Annotated in this window: 15 protein-coding genes; 8 read left to right on the forward strand and 7 right to left on the reverse strand. The window is 73.8% G+C overall.

All coding sequences use genetic code 11. The features are described 5' to 3' along the window. Positions 1 to 10: 10 nt before the first annotated feature. A complete protein-coding gene (locus ACLWS4_RS16865; protein ID WP_416874486.1) occupies positions 11 to 811 on the reverse strand; it encodes a crotonase/enoyl-CoA hydratase family protein in 801 nt (266 codons plus the stop codon). 163 nt (positions 812 to 974) lie between these two features. On the opposite strand from ACLWS4_RS16865, the gene ACLWS4_RS16870 reads away from it, so the two are divergent. After that, positions 975 to 2,309, forward strand: coding sequence for a PLP-dependent aminotransferase family protein (locus tag ACLWS4_RS16870; RefSeq protein WP_416874487.1), 1,335 nt, complete (start codon positions 975 to 977; stop codon positions 2,307 to 2,309). Positions 2,310 to 3,962: 1,653 nt separating this feature from the next. On the opposite strand, the gene ACLWS4_RS16875 is transcribed toward ACLWS4_RS16870, so the two are convergent. Further along, entirely contained in the window at positions 3,963 to 4,931 is a 969-nt protein-coding gene (locus tag ACLWS4_RS16875; RefSeq protein WP_049651650.1) for a helix-turn-helix transcriptional regulator, read from the reverse strand. A gap of 112 nt (positions 4,932 to 5,043) precedes the next feature. On the opposite strand from ACLWS4_RS16875, the gene ACLWS4_RS16880 reads away from it, so the two are divergent. Next, complete coding sequence (locus ACLWS4_RS16880; RefSeq protein ID WP_074004668.1) at positions 5,044 to 5,604, forward strand: DinB family protein; 561 nt, start codon at positions 5,044 to 5,046, stop codon at positions 5,602 to 5,604. Positions 5,605 to 5,704: 100 nt separating this feature from the next. On the opposite strand, the gene ACLWS4_RS16885 is transcribed toward ACLWS4_RS16880, so the two are convergent. Next, entirely contained in the window at positions 5,705 to 5,920 is a 216-nt protein-coding gene (locus ACLWS4_RS16885; RefSeq protein ID WP_049651651.1) for a heavy-metal-associated domain-containing protein, read from the reverse strand. Positions 5,921 to 6,372: 452 nt separating this feature from the next. Here ACLWS4_RS16885 and ACLWS4_RS16890 point away from each other — a divergent pair, with 452 nt between their 5' ends. Next, positions 6,373 to 7,071 carry a DUF3152 domain-containing protein gene (locus ACLWS4_RS16890; RefSeq protein WP_416874488.1) on the forward strand — a complete coding sequence of 233 codons (699 nt, stop codon included), beginning with the start codon at positions 6,373 to 6,375 and terminating at the stop codon, positions 7,069 to 7,071. Positions 7,072 to 7,284: 213 nt separating this feature from the next. Beyond that, positions 7,285 to 8,196, forward strand: coding sequence for a glutaminase (locus ACLWS4_RS16895; RefSeq protein ID WP_416874553.1), 912 nt, complete (start codon positions 7,285 to 7,287; stop codon positions 8,194 to 8,196). A gap of 111 nt (positions 8,197 to 8,307) precedes the next feature. Here the strand turns inward: ACLWS4_RS16895 and glmS are convergent, their stop codons facing one another. Then, positions 8,308 to 10,134 carry a glutamine--fructose-6-phosphate transaminase (isomerizing) gene (glmS, locus tag ACLWS4_RS16900; protein WP_049651653.1) on the reverse strand — a complete coding sequence of 609 codons (1,827 nt, stop codon included), beginning with the start codon at positions 10,132 to 10,134 and terminating at the stop codon, positions 8,308 to 8,310. Positions 10,135 to 10,267: 133 nt separating this feature from the next. Continuing rightward, on the reverse strand, positions 10,268 to 10,543 hold the full coding sequence (locus ACLWS4_RS16905) for a hypothetical protein (RefSeq protein WP_049651654.1): 276 nt from the start codon (positions 10,541 to 10,543) through the stop codon (positions 10,268 to 10,270). Between the two features lie 216 nt (positions 10,544 to 10,759). On the opposite strand from ACLWS4_RS16905, the gene asnB reads away from it, so the two are divergent. From asnB to ACLWS4_RS16925, 4 genes are all read left to right on the forward strand, one after another. Then, positions 10,760 to 12,610, forward strand: coding sequence for an asparagine synthase (glutamine-hydrolyzing) (gene asnB, locus ACLWS4_RS16910; protein ID WP_074004552.1), 1,851 nt, complete (start codon positions 10,760 to 10,762; stop codon positions 12,608 to 12,610). A 242-nt stretch (positions 12,611 to 12,852) separates the two neighbouring features. Next, the gene (locus ACLWS4_RS16915; RefSeq protein WP_074004551.1) at positions 12,853 to 13,971 is read left to right on the forward strand and encodes a hypothetical protein; all 1,119 of its coding nucleotides are present in this window, start codon (positions 12,853 to 12,855) and stop codon (positions 13,969 to 13,971) included. A gap of 163 nt (positions 13,972 to 14,134) precedes the next feature. Continuing rightward, entirely contained in the window at positions 14,135 to 15,604 is a 1,470-nt protein-coding gene (locus ACLWS4_RS16920) for a pyridoxal phosphate-dependent decarboxylase family protein (protein WP_416874489.1), read from the forward strand. Positions 15,605 to 15,730: 126 nt separating this feature from the next. Then, positions 15,731 to 16,183 carry a hypothetical protein gene (locus ACLWS4_RS16925; RefSeq protein ID WP_049658391.1) on the forward strand — a complete coding sequence of 151 codons (453 nt, stop codon included), beginning with the start codon at positions 15,731 to 15,733 and terminating at the stop codon, positions 16,181 to 16,183. 9 nt (positions 16,184 to 16,192) lie between these two features. Here ACLWS4_RS16925 and ACLWS4_RS16930 read toward each other — a convergent pair whose 3' ends face one another. Further along, on the reverse strand, positions 16,193 to 16,483 hold the full coding sequence (locus ACLWS4_RS16930; RefSeq protein ID WP_388046288.1) for a muconolactone Delta-isomerase family protein: 291 nt from the start codon (positions 16,481 to 16,483) through the stop codon (positions 16,193 to 16,195). A 216-nt stretch (positions 16,484 to 16,699) separates the two neighbouring features. After that, complete coding sequence (locus ACLWS4_RS16935; protein WP_049658393.1) at positions 16,700 to 16,915, reverse strand: hypothetical protein; 216 nt, start codon at positions 16,913 to 16,915, stop codon at positions 16,700 to 16,702. Positions 16,916 to 16,954 lie beyond the last annotated feature (39 nt).

Here is a 16,954-nt window from a genome sequence, read left to right on the forward strand (position 1 = left end):
CGGTACCGCCTCAGGATTCCGCACCGGAGGACGAGCTGCCACCGGAGGACGAGCGGTCCAGGAAGCGCCGGATCCCGTCCCGTACACCGTCCGTCGGCACGGTCGCCGCGAAGGCCGCCGCCTCCACCGCGAGCCCCTCGTCGATCGGCAGGTTGATGCCCCGGGTCACCGCCCGCAGGCAGGCGGCCACGGCGGTCGGCGCGTGCCGGATGATCCGCTCGGCCAGATCCCGTGCGGTGTCCAGCAGTTCGTCCGCCGGAACGACCGAGTTGACCAGGCCGATCTCGGCGGCGCGGGCGGCCGGGACAGGGTCACCGGTGAGGATCATCTCCAGGCCGCGCTTGCGGCCCACGTGCCGGGGCAGCCGCTGCGAGCCGCCGAAGGGCGGCGGGAAGCCGAGCGAGATCTCGGGCTTGGCGAAGGTCACGTGCTCGGCCGCGACGGCCAGCGGGGCGGCCTCGGTGATCTCGCAACCACCGCCGAAGGCAAGGCCGTTGACGGCCACGATGACCGGCTTGGGGAACTCCTCGATCCGCCGGGTGAGGGTGTGCCCGCGCCGGACGAACTCGCGCAGCGCCCGCTCGGGCCCGCCCGCGATGCTGGCCGCCAGCGACGGGATGTCGGCACCCGCGCTGAACGCCCGCCTGCCGGCGCCGGTGAGGATCACGGCGCGGACGGTGTCGTCGGCGTCGATCCGGTCGAGCTCGGCGAGCAGCGCGTCGATCGTCGGGTAGTCGAGGGCGTTGAGCTTCTTCTCCCGGTCGATGGTGAGGGTGACGACGTGCCGGTCCCGCTCGCTGCGGATGGTCATGGGCGCGTGCTCCGTTCCTGGCCTCGCTGCTGGATGTGACGAGGCTAGGAACACCGGTCCAGGACAATCCACTTATTGTCCTGGATACACTCCGGTACGCACCCGTCCACGCCTGTGCACGCCCGTGCCCGGACCGTCCACTCCCCGGAAGGGCAGGTAACCCGTGCGACCGCCCTCCTACAAGGCCATCGTCGACGAGTACGCGACCGCCATCCGCTCCGGCGCGCTCCCGGCCGGCACCCGGCTGCCGACCCACCGCACCCTCGCCCGCGAGCGGCGGATCGCCCTCGCCACCGCCACCCGGGTGTACGCCGAACTCGCCGCCGCCGGGCTGGTGGTGGGCGAGCAGGGCCGCGGCACCTTCGTCCGGCTGCGCTCCGGCTACGACGGCCTCGAACCCTCCCGCGCGCTCCCCGTGCCCCGGGTGGCCGACCTCTCCTTCAACCAGCCGCTCTCCCCCGGGCAGGGCGACCAGCTGCGGCAGGCCCTGCGCGCGCTCGCCTCCTCGGGCGACGCCGAGGCCCTGCTGCGCCAGCACCCGCCGGGCGGCCACCGGCACGACCGGGCCGCGGTGGCCACCCACCTGCTGGACCGCGGGATCGACACCGCACCCGAGAACGTCCTGCTCACCAGCGGGGCGCAACAGGCCCTCGACTGCGTCCTGCGCGCGCTCACCCGCCCCGGGGACGTCCTCGCCGTGGACGCGCTCGGCTACCCGGGCATCAAACTGCTCGCCGCCGCCCACGGACTGGACCTTGCGCCCGTCCCGGTCACCGCCGACGGCCCGGACCTCGACGCACTCGACCGGCTCTGCCGCACCCGGCCGGTACGGGCGGTGTACACCCAGCCGACCGTCCACAACCCGCTCGGCTGGGTGCTCGCCCCGGCACAGCGCGAACGCCTCGTCCGGCTCGCCGCCGACCACGGCTTCACCCTCATCGAGGACGGCACCTACGCCTTCCTGGAGGCCGCCCCGCCCCCGCCCCTGCACGCCCTCGCCCCCGAACGCACCTGCTACCTGGCCGGCCTCTCCAAGAGCGTGGCACCGGGCCTGCGGTTCGGCTTCGCCGTCCTGCCCGACCACCTGCTCCGGGCCGCCACCACCAGCCTGCGCGCGGCGGCCTGGGGCGCCCCCGGCCTGATCACCGCCCTCGCCACCGGCTGGCTCACCGACGGCACGGTCGCCCGGCTGGAACAGGAACGCCGCACCGACGCCGCCGCCCGCCAGTCCATCGCCCGCACCGCCCTGGCCGGCCTGACCACCACCGCCCACCCCACCTCCTACATCCTCTGGCTCACCCTCGAACCCCACCAGCGCCCCGACCACGCAGCCGCCGCCCTGGCCGCCGAAGGCATCCTGATCTCCACCGCCGACGCCTTCGCCACCACCCCCCACCACCCCAACGCCCTCCGCCTCGCCCTCGCCACACCCCCACTCCCCACCCTCCCCACCGTCCTCACCCACCTCCGCGCCACCCTCGAAGCCATCGCCCCCTGACCCCCACACCAAAAGCCGACGGCCCCGACGTCCCACTCCGCCACCACAACCCGGCCATGCCGAGCGCCGACAGCACATCAGGCCCCACCCGACCCGCTCTCACCACAACCACACCAGAAGTCGGCCATGCCGACTTCCCACGCCACCCCGCCCACAAGGACCCGCCCCACCCCCACCTGACAAGCCCCACTTGGTCCCCCACGCCCGCGCGTACGTCGACGGGTCCGATTTCCCACTACACCCACCAGCCCGCCACGAACCCGAACCCACCCAGACCGGCGCCAGAAGTCGACGGGCCCGACTTCCTACTCCGCCATCACCGGCCATGCCGCCACACCTGCACAGACCGGAAGCACGGCATTCGGTGGCAGGGGCACACTCACCGGCCACACCAGCACTCGGCCCCGGCGACTTCCGACGCCAGCACCTGCACCGGGCCGAGGCGCTAACGCCCCAACGGCCACCCGTCAGAAGTCGGCCTGGTCGACTTCCTACTCCGCCACAACGGGCCGTCACCTGCCCAGGGCGAGCGCCAGAAGAGCAAGCCACGACAAAGCGGCCGCAGGAGCGGTGCACCACACCCCTTGCCGACGCCAGAAGCCGGCCGGGCCGACTTTCCACACCACCACCCACCCTCGGCCGCAATCCAGGGACGGGGCGAAGGCGAAGGCCGAGGGTGGGGGCAGAGGCGGGGCAAACTCCGCCAGGCGCAGCAAGGTGCGCGGACTGTCAGCACCAGAAGTCGGCCATGCCGACTTCCCACGCCACGACCCGCCACCGCCCCCCACGCCCACGCGGCACCCACGCCCACGCCAAATGCCATTGGGCCTGAACCCGCCCAGGGCCCGCGCCAAAAGTCGACGGGTCCGATTTCCCACGCCACCTACCGGCCCGCCACAAACCCGAACCCGCCCAGGGCGGCACCAGAAGTCGACGGGCCCGACTTCCTGCTCCACCAACACCGGCCATGCCGCCACAGCTGCTCAGACCGGAAGTACGGCATTCGGTGGCCGGGGCACACTCGCCGGTCACACCGGCACTCGGCCCGGGCGACTTCCGACGCCGGCACCGGGCCGAGGCGGTGATGTGCCGATGGCCACCCGCCAGAAATCGGCCCGGTCGACTTTCCACACCGCCAACCGCCCCCGGCCGCGCCCCGGGGAGGGAGCGAACGCGAAGGCCGAGGCCGAGGGCAAGGGCAAGGCCGAAGGTGAGGACAGAAGCGGAGCAAGATGCGCGGACCGTCAGCACCAGAAGTCGGCCGGGCCGACTTTCCACGCCACCCCCCACCCCGGCCGCAGCCCAGGGACAGGGGCGAGCACCGGAGCCGGGCAAGCAACAGCCAGGCGCAGCGGGATGCACGGACTACCGACACCAGAAGTCGGCGGGGCCGACTTCCTACTCCGCCGCAACGGGCCGTCGTCCGCCCATGGCAAGCACCGAAGCAGCGGACCACGACGAAGCGGCCGTCAGAGCGGCACACCACACCCCTTGCCGACACCAGAAGTCGGCGGGCCGACTTCCCACGCCACCACCCACCCCGGCCGCGCCCCAGGGACAGGGGCGAGCACCGGGGCCGGGCAAGCAACAGCCAGGGGCAGCGGGGTGCGCGGACTGCCGACGCCGGAAGTCGGCCAGGCCGACTTCCTACGCCTACTCCCCCTCCGCCGCTGCGCGGGCGAAGCGGGTGCTCCAGTCCGTGAGCAGGGTCCGGAGGGCGTCCGGGGCGAGTACCTGGAATTCGGCGCCCAGGGAGCCGAGGGCCATGGCGGGCCAGTCGAGCGAGTCGGCGGTCATCCGTAGGCGGCAGCGGTGCGGGGTGACGGGTTCCACGGTGCCCCAGCGGCCGACGCGGGCGCGGACGAACTCCGCCGGTGCCTCGATCAGGGCCTCCACCTGGTGCGGTCGGGGCATCCTGTTGAGGCCCGCGCGGACGAATTCCGCCGCGTCGGCCGCCGGGAGGGTCCGGGGGGCGAAGCGGGCGCCGCTGCCGGTCGGGGCGGTGAGGCGGTCGAGGCGGAAGCTGCGCCAGTCGGCCCGGTCGAGGTCGTACGCGACGAGGTACCAGCGGCGGTTCAGGCAGACCAGCCGGTGCGGTTCGACGTGCCGGTCGGTACCGCGCCCGTCGGCGGCCGTGTACGAGAACCGCACCCGCTCGCCGTCCCGGCAGGCGAGTGCCACCACCGTCAGGACGTCCGGGTCGACGCCCGTGCCCGTCCGCGTCCCCCAGTCCACCGGGACGGTGACCGCGCGCAGCGCCTCGACCCGGCGGCGCAGCCGGGCCGGCATCACCTGGACCACCTTCGCCAGCACCCGCGCCGAGGCCTCGGCGACGCCCTCGACCGGGCTCTCGGCCGCCGCCTGGAGGCCGACCGCGAGGGCCACCGCCTCCTCGTCGTCGATCACCAGCGGCGGCAGCGCCGCGCCCGCCGCGAGCTGGTAGCCGCCGTCGACGCCGCGCTGGGCCTCGACGGGGTAGCCGAGTTCGCGCAGCCGGTCGATGTCGCGGCGCAGGGTGCGGACGGAGACGCCGAGCCGGTCGGCCAGTTCGTCGCCCGGCCAGTACCGGTGGGTCTGGAGCAGGGAGAGCAGTCGCAGCGTCCGCGTGCTGGTGTTCGCCATGCGTCGATTCTCCCTGGGATTCAGGACAGGAAGTGACCGCAATGGTCCGTAGCGTTGTTCTTGTCCGAGGGAGCAGGAACCCGTAGCAGGAACCCAGCGAAAGGCCATGACGATGACCACGACCACCACCCCCGCCGCCACCACCCCCGCCGCCACGCAGAACCTCGCCGGCGAGCGCGCCGACCTCCTGGCGGCCCTGGAGAAGCAGCGGCACTTCCTGCGCTTCACCACCCGCGACCTCACCGACGAGCAGGTCGGCCTGCGGACGTGTGCGAGCGAGCTGTGCCTGGGCGGCCTGATCAAGCACGTGACCAGCGTCGAGCGGCTCTGGGCGGAGTTCATCGTGCAGGGCCCGTCCGCGATGCCCGACTTCACCGCCTGGACCGAGGAGGACTTCGCCCGCCGCGCGGACGAGTTCCGCATGCTGCCGGGCGAGACGCTGGCCGGTGTCCTCGCGGCGTACGCCGAGGTGGCCGTGCGCACCGACGAGCTGGTGGCCACCCTCCCCGACCTGGACGCCACCCAGCCGCTGCCGAAGGCCCCGTGGTTCGAGGCGGACGCCGAGTGGTCGGCCCGCCGGGTGCTGCTGCACATCGCCAACGAGACGGCCCAGCACGCCGGTCACGCCGACATCATCCGCGAGTCCCTGGACGGCGCGAAGAGCATGGGCTGAGCCCGGCCTGCGGGACAGCGGCGGGGCCCGTCGACGACAGCCGACGGGCCCCGCGCCCCCGGCACCGCACCCCCGGACCGCCCCACCCCCGGAACCGCCCTCAGGCCTGCCCGACGAAGGTGAACCCGGCCCCGTCGACGACGCGGCGGACCAGGGCCTCGTCCAGCGGCTGCGCGGAGGCCACGGTGACCCGGCCGCTCGGCGCGTCGGCACTGACGTCGGTGACGCCCGGCAGGACGGCGAGCCCGGCGCTGACCGTCTTCTCGCAGTGGCCGCAGCTCATGCCGTCGACGGTGAAAACAGCGGTGGTGGACATGACGGCGCCTCCGATGGCAGCTCGCTCGGGACAGGGCCGACCCGGACGGATCGACCCGCCCTACGACACCCGAATCCGACGGCGCCGCCCAGGGACACGCCGCCGGGGTGACACCATCGAGCGGTTCCGGGAACCACCCGGGCCTCCCGTCCGACAGGGGCCGGCACCGTGGCGCACGCCACCGCCCGAACCGCGAAGGCGCCCCGTACCGCGAAGGCGCCCTGAACCGCCGCCGCACCCCGCCCCGTTCCTCCAGGTACCACCCTTTCGCACGACCGGGCGACGGCCCGGTCGCCGATCGGCCGCCCCGGCCCGCCGATCCCGTCCTGGAGCACTTCCGCCATGTCCACCCTGGCCCCGATCCACGCCCGACCGGACACCACCGCCCTCCTGATGGCCCACGCCGCCCTGCGCGGCGTGTACGGCCATCTGGCCGCGGCGGGAGCGGGCCGGTGAGGGCGCCCGAGCGGCTGCCCCGCTGGAAGCCCCGGCACGCTCTGCCCGCCCTCGCGCTGGTCGCGGCGCTGACCGCCGGGCTGCTCTGGTGGCAGCCGTGGAGCGGCGGGGACGGTGACCGGCTGGCGTTCACCACCGCGCCGGGCGGCTCCGCCCGCTTCGGCACCGGCGAGCACCTGTACCGCTACAAGGTGCGGGTGGAGGACGGGATCGCGGAGAGCCCGGCGCAGTTCGCCGCCGAGGTGGACGCGGTCCTCGGCGACGTCCGGCACGGCTGGGCGGCCGGCGGTACGGCCTCGTTCCAGCGGATGCCCGCCGACCCGGTGGACTTCACCGTCTACCTGGCCACCCCGAAGTCCACCGACCGGATCTGCGGCCAGTACGGGCTGGACACCGGCGGCTGGGTGAACTGCGGCGTCACCCACCAGGTGGTCGTCAACCTCACCCGCTGGACCGAGTTGTCCGAGTTCTACCAGGGCAGGCCCGAGCAATACCACGCGCTGGCCGTCAACCACGAGGTCGGCCACATCCTCGGCAACGGCCACGTCGACTGCCCCGGCCCGGGCGCCCCGGCGCCGGTGATGATGCAGCAGATCAAGGGGCTGCACGGCTGCGTCCCCAACGGCTGGCCGTACTCGGACACCGGCACCCTGCTCACCGGCCCGCCCGTCCAGGCCCCCACCAACGCCCCGTAGCCGGCCCGCACGCCGCCGCACACCGCCGAGCGGCACCACCGTCCTCGACGCCTCGCGGGGCGAACCACCCACCCCCCTCCCGACCCACCCGCCCGAAACACGGATAATCCTGGTCGGACCGGACGCACCCGCACCGCGCGCCCGGTCCCGGTCGTGTTCCCAGTCGGTGCCGGTGGAGGAGAAGCGTTGAACGGTGTGCCCGGCGGGGAGTACCTGGACTGGCCGGTCCTGCTGGAGGCCGCCGAGGCGGCCGCCCGGGCGACCACGGGCCGGGGCCGGGTCGCCGACTACATCCCGGCCCTCGCCACCGCCGACCCGGAGGCCTTCGGCATGGCCGTCGCCACCGTCGAGGGGGAGCTGCACGGTGTCGGGGACTGGCAGCGGCCGTTCTCCGTCCAGAGCGTCTCGAAGCTGTTCTCGCTCGCCCTCGCGGTGGCCTACGGCGGTGACACGCTCTGGCAGGGCGTCGGCCGCGAGCCGTCCGGCAACCCGTTCAACTCCCTGGTGCAGCTGGAGACCGAGCACGGCATCCCGCGCAACCCGTTCATCAACGCGGGCGCCCTGGTGGTCACCGACCGGCTCCACACCATGACCGGCGACGCCTCGGGCGCGGTACGGGAGTTCCTGCGCCGCGAGTCCGGCAACCCGCTGCTGGACACCGACCTGGTGGTCGCCGCCTCGGAGGCCGAGCACGGCCACCGCAACGCCGCGCTGGCCCACTTCATCGCCAGCCACGGCAACCTGGAGAACCCGGTCGAGACCGTCCTGGAGCACTACTACGCCCACTGCGCCGTCGCGACCAGCTGCCGCGACCTGGTGCTGGCCGGCTCCTTCCTCGCCCGGTACGGCGTGCGCGCCGACGGCACCCGGCTGATGTCCCGCAGCGAGACCAAGCGGATCAACGCCGTCCTGCTCACCTGCGGCACCTACGACGCCGCCGGCGAGTTCGCGTTCCGTGTGGGCCTGCCCGGCAAGAGCGGCGTCGGCGGCGGCATCCTCGCGATACTCCCCGGTCGCGCCGCCGTGTGCGCCTGGGGCCCGCGCCTGGACCAGGCCGGCAACTCCGTCGCCGCGGTCGCCGCCCTGGACACCCTGACCACCCTGTCCGGCTGCTCGGTCTTCTGACCCGCGGACAGCGGAACGCGGGCCCCGGCCGTCCGCACAGCGACCGGGACCCGCGGGTCCGTGACGAGCGCCCTCCGCTCCGAGGACGCCCTCCCCCGAGGCTCCGGGGGACTACTCCACCGTCACGCTCTTCGCGAGGTTGCGCGGCTTGTCCACGTCCCGCCCCAGGGCGACGGCGGCGTGGTAGGCGAGCAGCTGGAGCGGGATGTTGAGCAGCAGCGGGTCCAGCTCGGGCTCGCTCTTGGGCACCAGGATGCAGTGGTCCGCGAGCTTCTCCTCGGGCCGCCGGTGGCCGACGGCGATGACCCGCCCGGAGCGGGCCTTGATCTCGCCCAGCGTGGTGAGGTTCTTGTCCAGCAGCTCGTCGTCCGGAACCAGTGCCACGGTGGGCAGTTCGGGGCTGATCAGCGCCAGCGGGCCGTGCTTGAGCTCGCTCGCCGGGTAGGCCTCGGCGTGCACGTAGGAGATCTCCTTGAGCTTCTGCGCGCCCTCGCGGGCCACCGGGTAGCCGCGCACCCGGCCGATGAACATCATGCCCGCGGAGTCGGCGTACTCGGCGGCGAGTCCGGCGATGGCCTCGCTCTGCTCCAGCACCTCGCGGATCTGGTCGGGCAGCGCCTTGAGCGCGGAAACGATCCGGCGCCCGTCGGCGGGCGACAGGTCGTGGATGCGCCCGAAGTGCAGGGCGAGCAGCGCGAAGGCGACCACGGTGGAGGTGAACGCCTTGGTGGAGGCGACCGAGACCTCCGGACCGGCGTGCAGGTAGATACCGCCGTCACACTCTCGGGCGATAGCACTGCCCACCGTGTTGACGACGCCGAGCACCCGGCCGCCCTTGCGCTTGACCTCCTGGACGGCGGCCAGCGTGTCGTAGGTCTCGCCGGACTGGCTGACCGCGACGTACAGGGTGTCCGCCTCGATCACCGGGTTCCGGTAGCGGAACTCGGAGGCCGGCTCGCTGTGCGCGGGGATCCGGGCCAGCTCCTCGATCAGCTGCGCGCCCATCTCGCCCGCGTAGTAGGCCGATCCGCAGCCGAGGATCTTCACCCGGCGGATCTCGCGCAGCTCCCGGGCGTCCAGGTTGAGGCCGCCGAGGTGCGCGGTGGCGAAGCGCTCGTCGAGCCGGCCGCTCAGGGTGCGCTCGACCGAGCCGGGCTGCTCGTGGATCTCCTTGAGCAGGAAGTGCTCGAAGCCGCCGGTGTCGTAGGAGTCGACCTCCCAGTCCACGGTGGACGGCTGGCGGTGCGTGGTGCGGGCGTCCTCGGTGAAGGTCCGGAAGCCGTCGGCCCGGACGGTGGCCAGCTCGCCGTCCTCCAGGTGGACGACCTGGCGGGTGTAGCGGACCAGCGCGGAGACGTCCGAGGCGGCGAACATCTCCTTCTCGCCGATGCCCAGCACGATCGGGCTGCCGTTGCGGGCGACGACGATCCGGTCCGGCCGCTCGGCGTCGAGCACCGCGATGCCGTAGGTGCCGACCACCCGGCCGAGCGCGGCCCGCACCGCGTCCTCCAGCTCGACGCCCTCGGCCACGTTCGCGGCGATCAGGTGGGCGAGCACCTCGGTGTCGGTCTCGGAGCGGAACACCGCGCCGTCGGCGGCGAGCTTGGCGCGCAGCTCGTCGGCGTTCTCGATGATGCCGTTGTGGACGACGGCGATCCGCTCGGCGTTGTCCAGGTGCGGGTGCGCGTTGGCGTCACTGGGGACGCCGTGGGTGGCCCAGCGGGTGTGGCCGATGCCGGTGGTGCCCTTGAACCGGGCCGGCACGGCCGCGGCCAGGTCGGCGACCCGGCCCTTCACCTTGCGGAGCTTGATCCCGCCGCTGCGCCCGGTGACGGCGACACCAGCCGAGTCGTAGCCGCGGTACTCCAGCCGCGCCAGCCCCTCCAGCAGGAAGGGGGTCGCGTCCTTGGGGCCGATGTAGGCCACGATTCCGCACATGCGTGGTCTCCTCTTCGAAGTCTTCGGAAGGTCGGGAACGAGAGCGGTCAGCCCGCTGAGGGCAGCGAGGGCAGTGGGCAGCGAGCGCGGTGAGGGCGACGGGCGCTCGGCCGCCTCAGCCGCCTCGGCCGCCTCAGCCGTAGACGATCCGCCGCAGCTGGCGGGCCGAGAGCTCCGGCGCCGAGACCCGGCGCTGCGGCAGCTCCTCGGTGAGCCGGGCGAAGATCCGCTCGTTGGTCAGACCGCGTGCCTGGAGCTCGGTGTGGCGGCGGCGCACGTACTCCTCGGTGCTCTCGGAGAAGTACGCCAGCACCTCCGCCACGACCCGCGCCGCCTCCCGGGGCCCGAGCGGGCTGGTCCGGGTGAGGTGGGCGAGGAGGTCTTCGTGGGGGTGGGGTGAGCTCGGCACGAGTGTGGAGCCTAGGTCGGGCCGGCCGCCGAAGCCAAAGTTTCTGCCCGAAATCGGGCAGACATTACGACTTTCAGACCACATCCACGACTCCTTCACATTCGGCCGTCGAACGGCCACCCGTTCGCCCCTGTTCCCGAAAGCCCCTTGAAGCGGCGCCAACTCCGCACGTAGCGTGACCCCCTGAACACGAAGCGGAAGACCGGAGGCTTGCTGATGTGCGGGATCACCGGATGGGTCGCGTTCGAGCGCGACCTCACCGCCGAACGGGGGGTCATCGACGCGATGACGGCCACCCAGGCCCGCCGCGGCCCGGACGCCGGCGGCGTCCACCTGGAGCCGCACGCCGTGCTCGGCCACCGCCGGCTCGCGGTGATCGACATCGCGGGCGGCGTCCAACCGATGACGGTCGAGCACGACGGCCGGACGCTGGCCGTGCTCACCTACAGCGGCGAGGTCTACAACCACCGCGAACTGCGCGCGGAACTGGAGGCGGCCGGGCACCGCTTCCGCACCCGCAGCGACACCGAGGTCGTGCTGCGCGCCTACCTGGAGTGGGGCGAGCACCTGGCCGAACGGCTCAACGGCATGTTCGCCTTCGCGGTCTGGGACATCCGGCGCGAGGAGCTGCTGCTGGTCCGCGACCGGATGGGCGTCAAACCCCTGTACTACCACCGCACCCCGGACGGCGTGGTCTTCGGCTCCGAGGTCAAGGCCCTGTTCGCCCACCCCGCCGTCCGCCCGGTGGTGGACCTGGACGGGCTGCGCGAACTGCTCGGCTACGCCCGCACCCCGGGGCTCACCCCGTACCGGGACATCCACGAGGTCCGGCCCGGGCACGTCGTGCGGGTGCGCCGCGAGGGCCTCTCGGTCCGCCGCTACTGGGCGCTGGAGGCGCGCGAGCACCGCGACAGCCTGGAGGCCACGGTCGCCACCGTCCGGGCCCTGCTGGACGACATCGTGCACCGTCAGCTGGAGGCGGACGTCCCGCTCTGCTCGCTGCTCTCCGGCGGCCTGGACTCCAGCGCCGTCACCGCCCTGGCCGCCCGGACCCTGGGCGCGGCCGGGGCCGGCCCGGTGCGCTCCTTCTCCGTCGGCTTCGCCGGGCAGAGCGAGACCTTCAACGCCAACGACGTCCGGCAGACCCAGGACGGCCCGTTCGCCCGGCTGCTCGCCGACCACGTCGGCGCCAACCACAGCGTCGTCGAGCTGGACGCGGCCGACCTGACGGACCCGGCCCGGCGCTCCGTCGTGCTGCGCGCCCGTGACCTGCCCAACGGCGTCGGCGACATGGACACCTCGCTGCTGCTGCTCTTCCGGGGCGTGCGCCGCCACTCCACCGTCGCGCTGTCCGGCGAGTCGGCGGACGAGCTCTTCGGCGGCTACCGCTGGTTCCACGACCCGGCCACCATCGCCGTCGACGACTTCCCCTGGGCGCTCGGCCTCACCGGCATCGCCGGCGGCGGAGCCACCCCGCGCGAGCACCTCCTGGACGCCGAACTGCTCCGCAAGCTCGACCTGGACGGCTACCGCAGGGCCCGCTACCGCGAGGCGGTCGCCGAGGTCCCGCACCTGCCGGAGGCGGATCCGCTCGAACGGCGGATGCGCGAGATCTCGTACCTCAACCTGACCCGCTTCGTCTGCATCCTGCTCGACCGCAAGGACCGGATGAGCATGGCCAACGGCCTGGAGGTGCGGGTGCCGTTCTGCGACCACCGGCTGGTCCAGTACGTCTTCAACGCCCCGTGGGCGATGAAGTCCTTCGACGGGCGGGAGAAGAGCCTGCTGCGCGCCGCCGTCCGGGACGTGCTGCCGGCCGCGGTCGCCGAGCGGGCGAAGAGCCCGTACCCGGTCACCACCGACCCGCACTACCCGGCGAAGCTGCGCGCCGAACTGGCCCGGCTGGCCGTCGAGCGCACCTCCCCGGCCCTGGACCTGCTCGACCGGCGGCGCCTCGCCGACGCGCTCGCCCCGGACACCGACCCGCAGTCCGTCCGGCTGGCCGTCGACCTCGCGCTGGACTTCGACGCCTGGCTGACGGAGTACCGGGTGACGCTGGAGCTCTGACCGCCAGGGCCTGAACACGTGTGGGGCGCGGGTGCCGCCACCCGAACGGCGCACCCGGCGACGCCCGCGCCCCCGTACTCCGTCCGGGTGATTGTGCGGAACCATCCCGCCGGGCCCGGAGGTCCCACGGTGCGATAGCGTCGCCGACACCTCCCGATTGGCGGGCGAAATCGCGGCTTACCGCTCACGTGCCGTCAGGATGGGAGCGAAACGTTCACCTCGATCCGCCGGGGGATCCCGTCATGCAGCCGCGAGTCTTCGCGATTCTCACCGCCCTGCTCCTGGGCGTCCTGGGCCTGGGGTCGGTGGCCGTCACCGACTGGTCGCCCGCGGCGGCCACCGCGTCCCTGACCGCCGTCGCCCCCGGGGCCCCCGCCGCCGGCGCCCGGCCGGCCGCGGCCGGCCCCGCGAGCGCCACCCCGACCGGCGACCCCGCCGTGTGGACCCGCTCCACGCTGCGCAACAAGGTGATGGCCGAGATGGACGCCACCGACCCCGGTGTCGCCCTGGCCGACCTCGACAAGATCACCAAGGAGAAGCCGTACACCGTGCGCTTCTGCCACCCGATCGCGCACGAGCTCGGCCACGCGGCGGTCAAGCGCTTCAACGCCGACTTCCAGAAGGTCATCTCCTTCCCGCACGAGACCTGCGCGGCCGGCTACCTGCACGGCGCGGTCGAGGAGATGCTCAACGCCTCCACCCAGCCCGAGACGGACCTGCTCAAGCTCTGCGCGCCCAAGAACACCGGGCCCTGCATCCACGGCGTCGGCCACGGCACCATGTTCGTCGCCAAGCAGGACGTCGCCAAGGCGCGCGACCTGTGCAACAAGTTCCCCTCCGACCAGAACCGGATCCGCTGCTCCGAGGGCCTGTTCATGCAGCTCTTCGGCCCGGACGAGGAGGACGAGCAGGCCAAGGCCAACCTGCCCGCCGACAAGCTCGCCCAGGACCCGCTCTACCCGTGCAAGGACCAGCCGTCGCTGTTCCAGTCGGCCTGCTTCTTCTACGCCCCGACGTTCTTCCTCTCCTCGCACGACTACCCGAACCACCCCGAGGTCTACGCCGAGGCCCTCAAGTGGTGCCTCAACGGCAAGGCCAGCGGCGGGGCGGTGGACTGCAGCCGCGGTGTCGGCTCGCGCACCATGAAGTACAACCTGGACCGCGAGGACTGGGCGTCCGAGCAGTGCGCGACCGCCGCCGACGGCTGGCAGCGCAAGGCCTGCGCCGAGGGCCTGGTCAGCTACTACACGGTCAACTACACCGACGGGGGCGCGGCCGGACGACTCTGCGCCAAGATCACCAACAAGGAGATGCAGGGCTACTGCCGCTCGGCGAGCGGCCTGTCCAGCTCGCTGGACTGACGCCCCCGGTCCCCCGGACCGACGCCCCCGGGTCTCAGCAAGCAGGCTCGCACCGCACGGTGCGGGCCTGCTTGCGTAGGATCACCCGATCATCGCCTGACCCGGGTGCGCCAAGGACGCCGCGCCTCGCCCAGCCCGTCCCCCGGCCTCCCTGGAGCACGCCATGACCACCGAGGACTCCCCCGGCACCGACGTCACCGGCACCGACGTCACCGACGCCGACTTCCGCCGTGCCGCCCACTCCACCGCCGACCTCGTCTCCGACTACCTCGCCGACCTGCCCGGACGCCCGGTCTGGCAGCCCATGGACGAGACCGCCCGCCGGGCCCTGCTCGACGCCCCGCTGCCCGCCGAGGGCCGCCCGCTCGACGAGCTGATCGGCGCCATCGGACGGGACGTCCTGCCGTACCCGATGGGCAACGGCAACCCGCGCTTCTTCGGCTGGGTCAACTCCGCCCCCGCCCCCGCCGGGGTGCTCGCCACCCTCGCCGCCTCCGCGATGAACCCCAGCTCGGCCGGCGGCGACCACGCCGACGTCCACCTGGAGCGCGCCGTGGTCCGCTGGATAGCCGAACTGGTCGGCTTCCCGCACCCGGCCGGCGGCGGCCTGCTCACCTCCGGCACCTCGATGGCGACCATCGTCTGCCTCGCCGCCGCCCGCAACCGCGCCGCCCGGCGGGCCGGCCGGGACGTCCGCGAGGAGGGCCTGGCGGGCCTGCCGCCGCTGGTCGGCTACGTCACCGGCGAGACCCACTCCTGCGTCCGCAAGGCCGCCGAGCTGCTCGGCCTCGGCAGCCGGCAGCTGCGCACCGTGGCCACCGGCCCCGACGGCCGGCTGGACACCGCCGACCTGCGAGCGGCCGTCGAGCGCGACCGCGCGGCCGGCCTGCTGCCCTTCCTGGTGGTCGCCTCGGCCGGCACCGTCGGCGCCGGCGCGGTGGACGGGTTCGGCCCGATCGCCGACCTCTGCGAGGAGCAGGGCCTCTGGATGCACGTGGACGGCGCGTACGGCGCCTTCGGCCGGCTCGACCCGGCCATCGCCCACCGCTACGCCGGGCTGGAGCGCGCCGACTCGCTCGCCCTCGACCCGCACAAGTGGCTCGGCGTCCCGGTCGACTGCGGCTGCGCGCTGGTCCGCGACACCGAGGAACTGCGCGGCACCTTCAGCCTCGTCCCGTCCTACCTGCGCGACGAGTCGGCCGGCGCGCTCGGCTGGTTCTCCGAGTACGGCACCGAGCAGACCCGCCCCTTCCGGGCCCTCAAGGTCTGGGCCACCATCGCCCACAAGGGCCGGGCCGGGCTCGCCCGGGACATCGCCCGGTGCACCGCACTGGCCCGCCGGCTCGGCGAACTCGTCGAAGCGGACGAGGAGTTGGAGCTGCTCGCCGAGGTGCAGACCTCGATCGTGGCGTTCCGCCACCGCGCCCCCGGCCGGGACGGGGCCGCCCGCGACGCCCTCAACCGCGACCTCCCCGCCGCCGTCCAGCGGCGCGGCCGGGTCTTCGTCACCGGCGCCCGCCTGGACGGCGCCGAGCTGCTCCGCGCCTGCCTCCTCAACGCCGCCACGACGGAGGCCGACCTCCACCTCCTGCTCGCCGAGGTCAAGGCCGCGGCCCGCGACCTGCTCGGCTAGACCACCGGCGGCCCGGCCTCCCCACTCGGCCCCGCGCGTTCCTCCCGTAACACCCCGGCGCGGACCGTAACCGGCCGGTCACGACGGATGCCCGACCGGGAAACACCGGTCGGGCACGGTGGTGGCATGGAGCATTCGAAGCCCTCTCCCCTCCGTGCCCCCGCCGGCCCCGGTGCCCGCCGCACCCACCGCTGGCGCCGTGACACCGTCGAACTCGCCGCCGTCTTCCTCTCCGTCACGGCGGCCGACCTCATCGCCAAGATCGTCGTCCACGGCCCGGACGGCCCGGTCGTCGTGGCCGCCTCCGCGCTCGCCCTGCTCGCCACCGCCCTGCTCCACAGCTGGTGGTCACCGCACGCCCCGCCCCCGGTCGCGCTCTGGCGGGTGCGCACCACGGCCCTCGCCCACACCGGCACGACGCTCGCCGACCACCGGATCACGCTGCTCTCCGTGCACCCCCACCCCGCCGCCGACGAGCTCTACCTCCGCACCGAGCACCCGGTGACCCCGGCCGTCCTGACGACGCTGCTGACCGCCACCGGCCACACCCTCCAGGACGCGCCGACCCGCATCGCCTGAGCCGTCGCCTCAGGCCGGGCCCGGGTCGTTGGGGTGCGGTTCGAGCGGGGTCACCACGACGGTCATCCACGGCCGCAGCGGGAGGCTGCCGAGCACCTCCGCGCGCAGCCGGGCCTCGTCGGCCGCCAGCCAGACGCCGATGCTGCGCCGTTCGCCGACCGGGCGCCACAGCCTGGCCAGGTGGCCGGTGGCGGCCAGCTCGCGGGCGCGGACGGCCTCGGCGGCGCGCCGCCGGTCGACCTCCTCCTCGGCGGTGCCCTCGGGGACGCTGGTGGTGATCTCGACCAGGAACTCCTGCACGGTCCTGCTCCCTTCTCGCCCCCGCCCCGCCCCCGCCCCCTCATCGTCGGCCCGGCACCCGACCGCCGCCACGACCGGCCCGCGCCCGGTGGGCCGGCCGGGCGAATCCGGAGCCGGCCTCCGGCGGCCCCGCACCCGGCGCGGGCCCGGGATCCGGCTCCGCCGGCGGCGGCCCGAGGAGGGCGGCCACCGCCGGCGGCGGATTCCCGTGAGGCGTCAGCCCTTGTCGGCCGGCTGCACGACGCACACGGCCTCGCCGAGCATCGGCCCGAAGCCGCCGAGCAGGGCGCCGAGCACCTGGTGGCAGGTGGCGGCCTCCTCGGGCGTCTTGGGGCCGTTGCTGTCGGCGGCGGCCGACTGGGCGAGGGCGAGCGGCAGGGCGAGCAGCAGGGCGCAACAGGCGGTGGCCAGTGCGGAGTTCTTCACGGACATCGGAAAGCCCCTTCGGAGGAGACGGGATCGGCGGAAAAG

This window comes from Kitasatospora sp. SC0581, from assembly GCF_048159585.1.
GTDB lineage: Bacteria > Actinomycetota > Actinomycetes > Streptomycetales > Streptomycetaceae > Kitasatospora.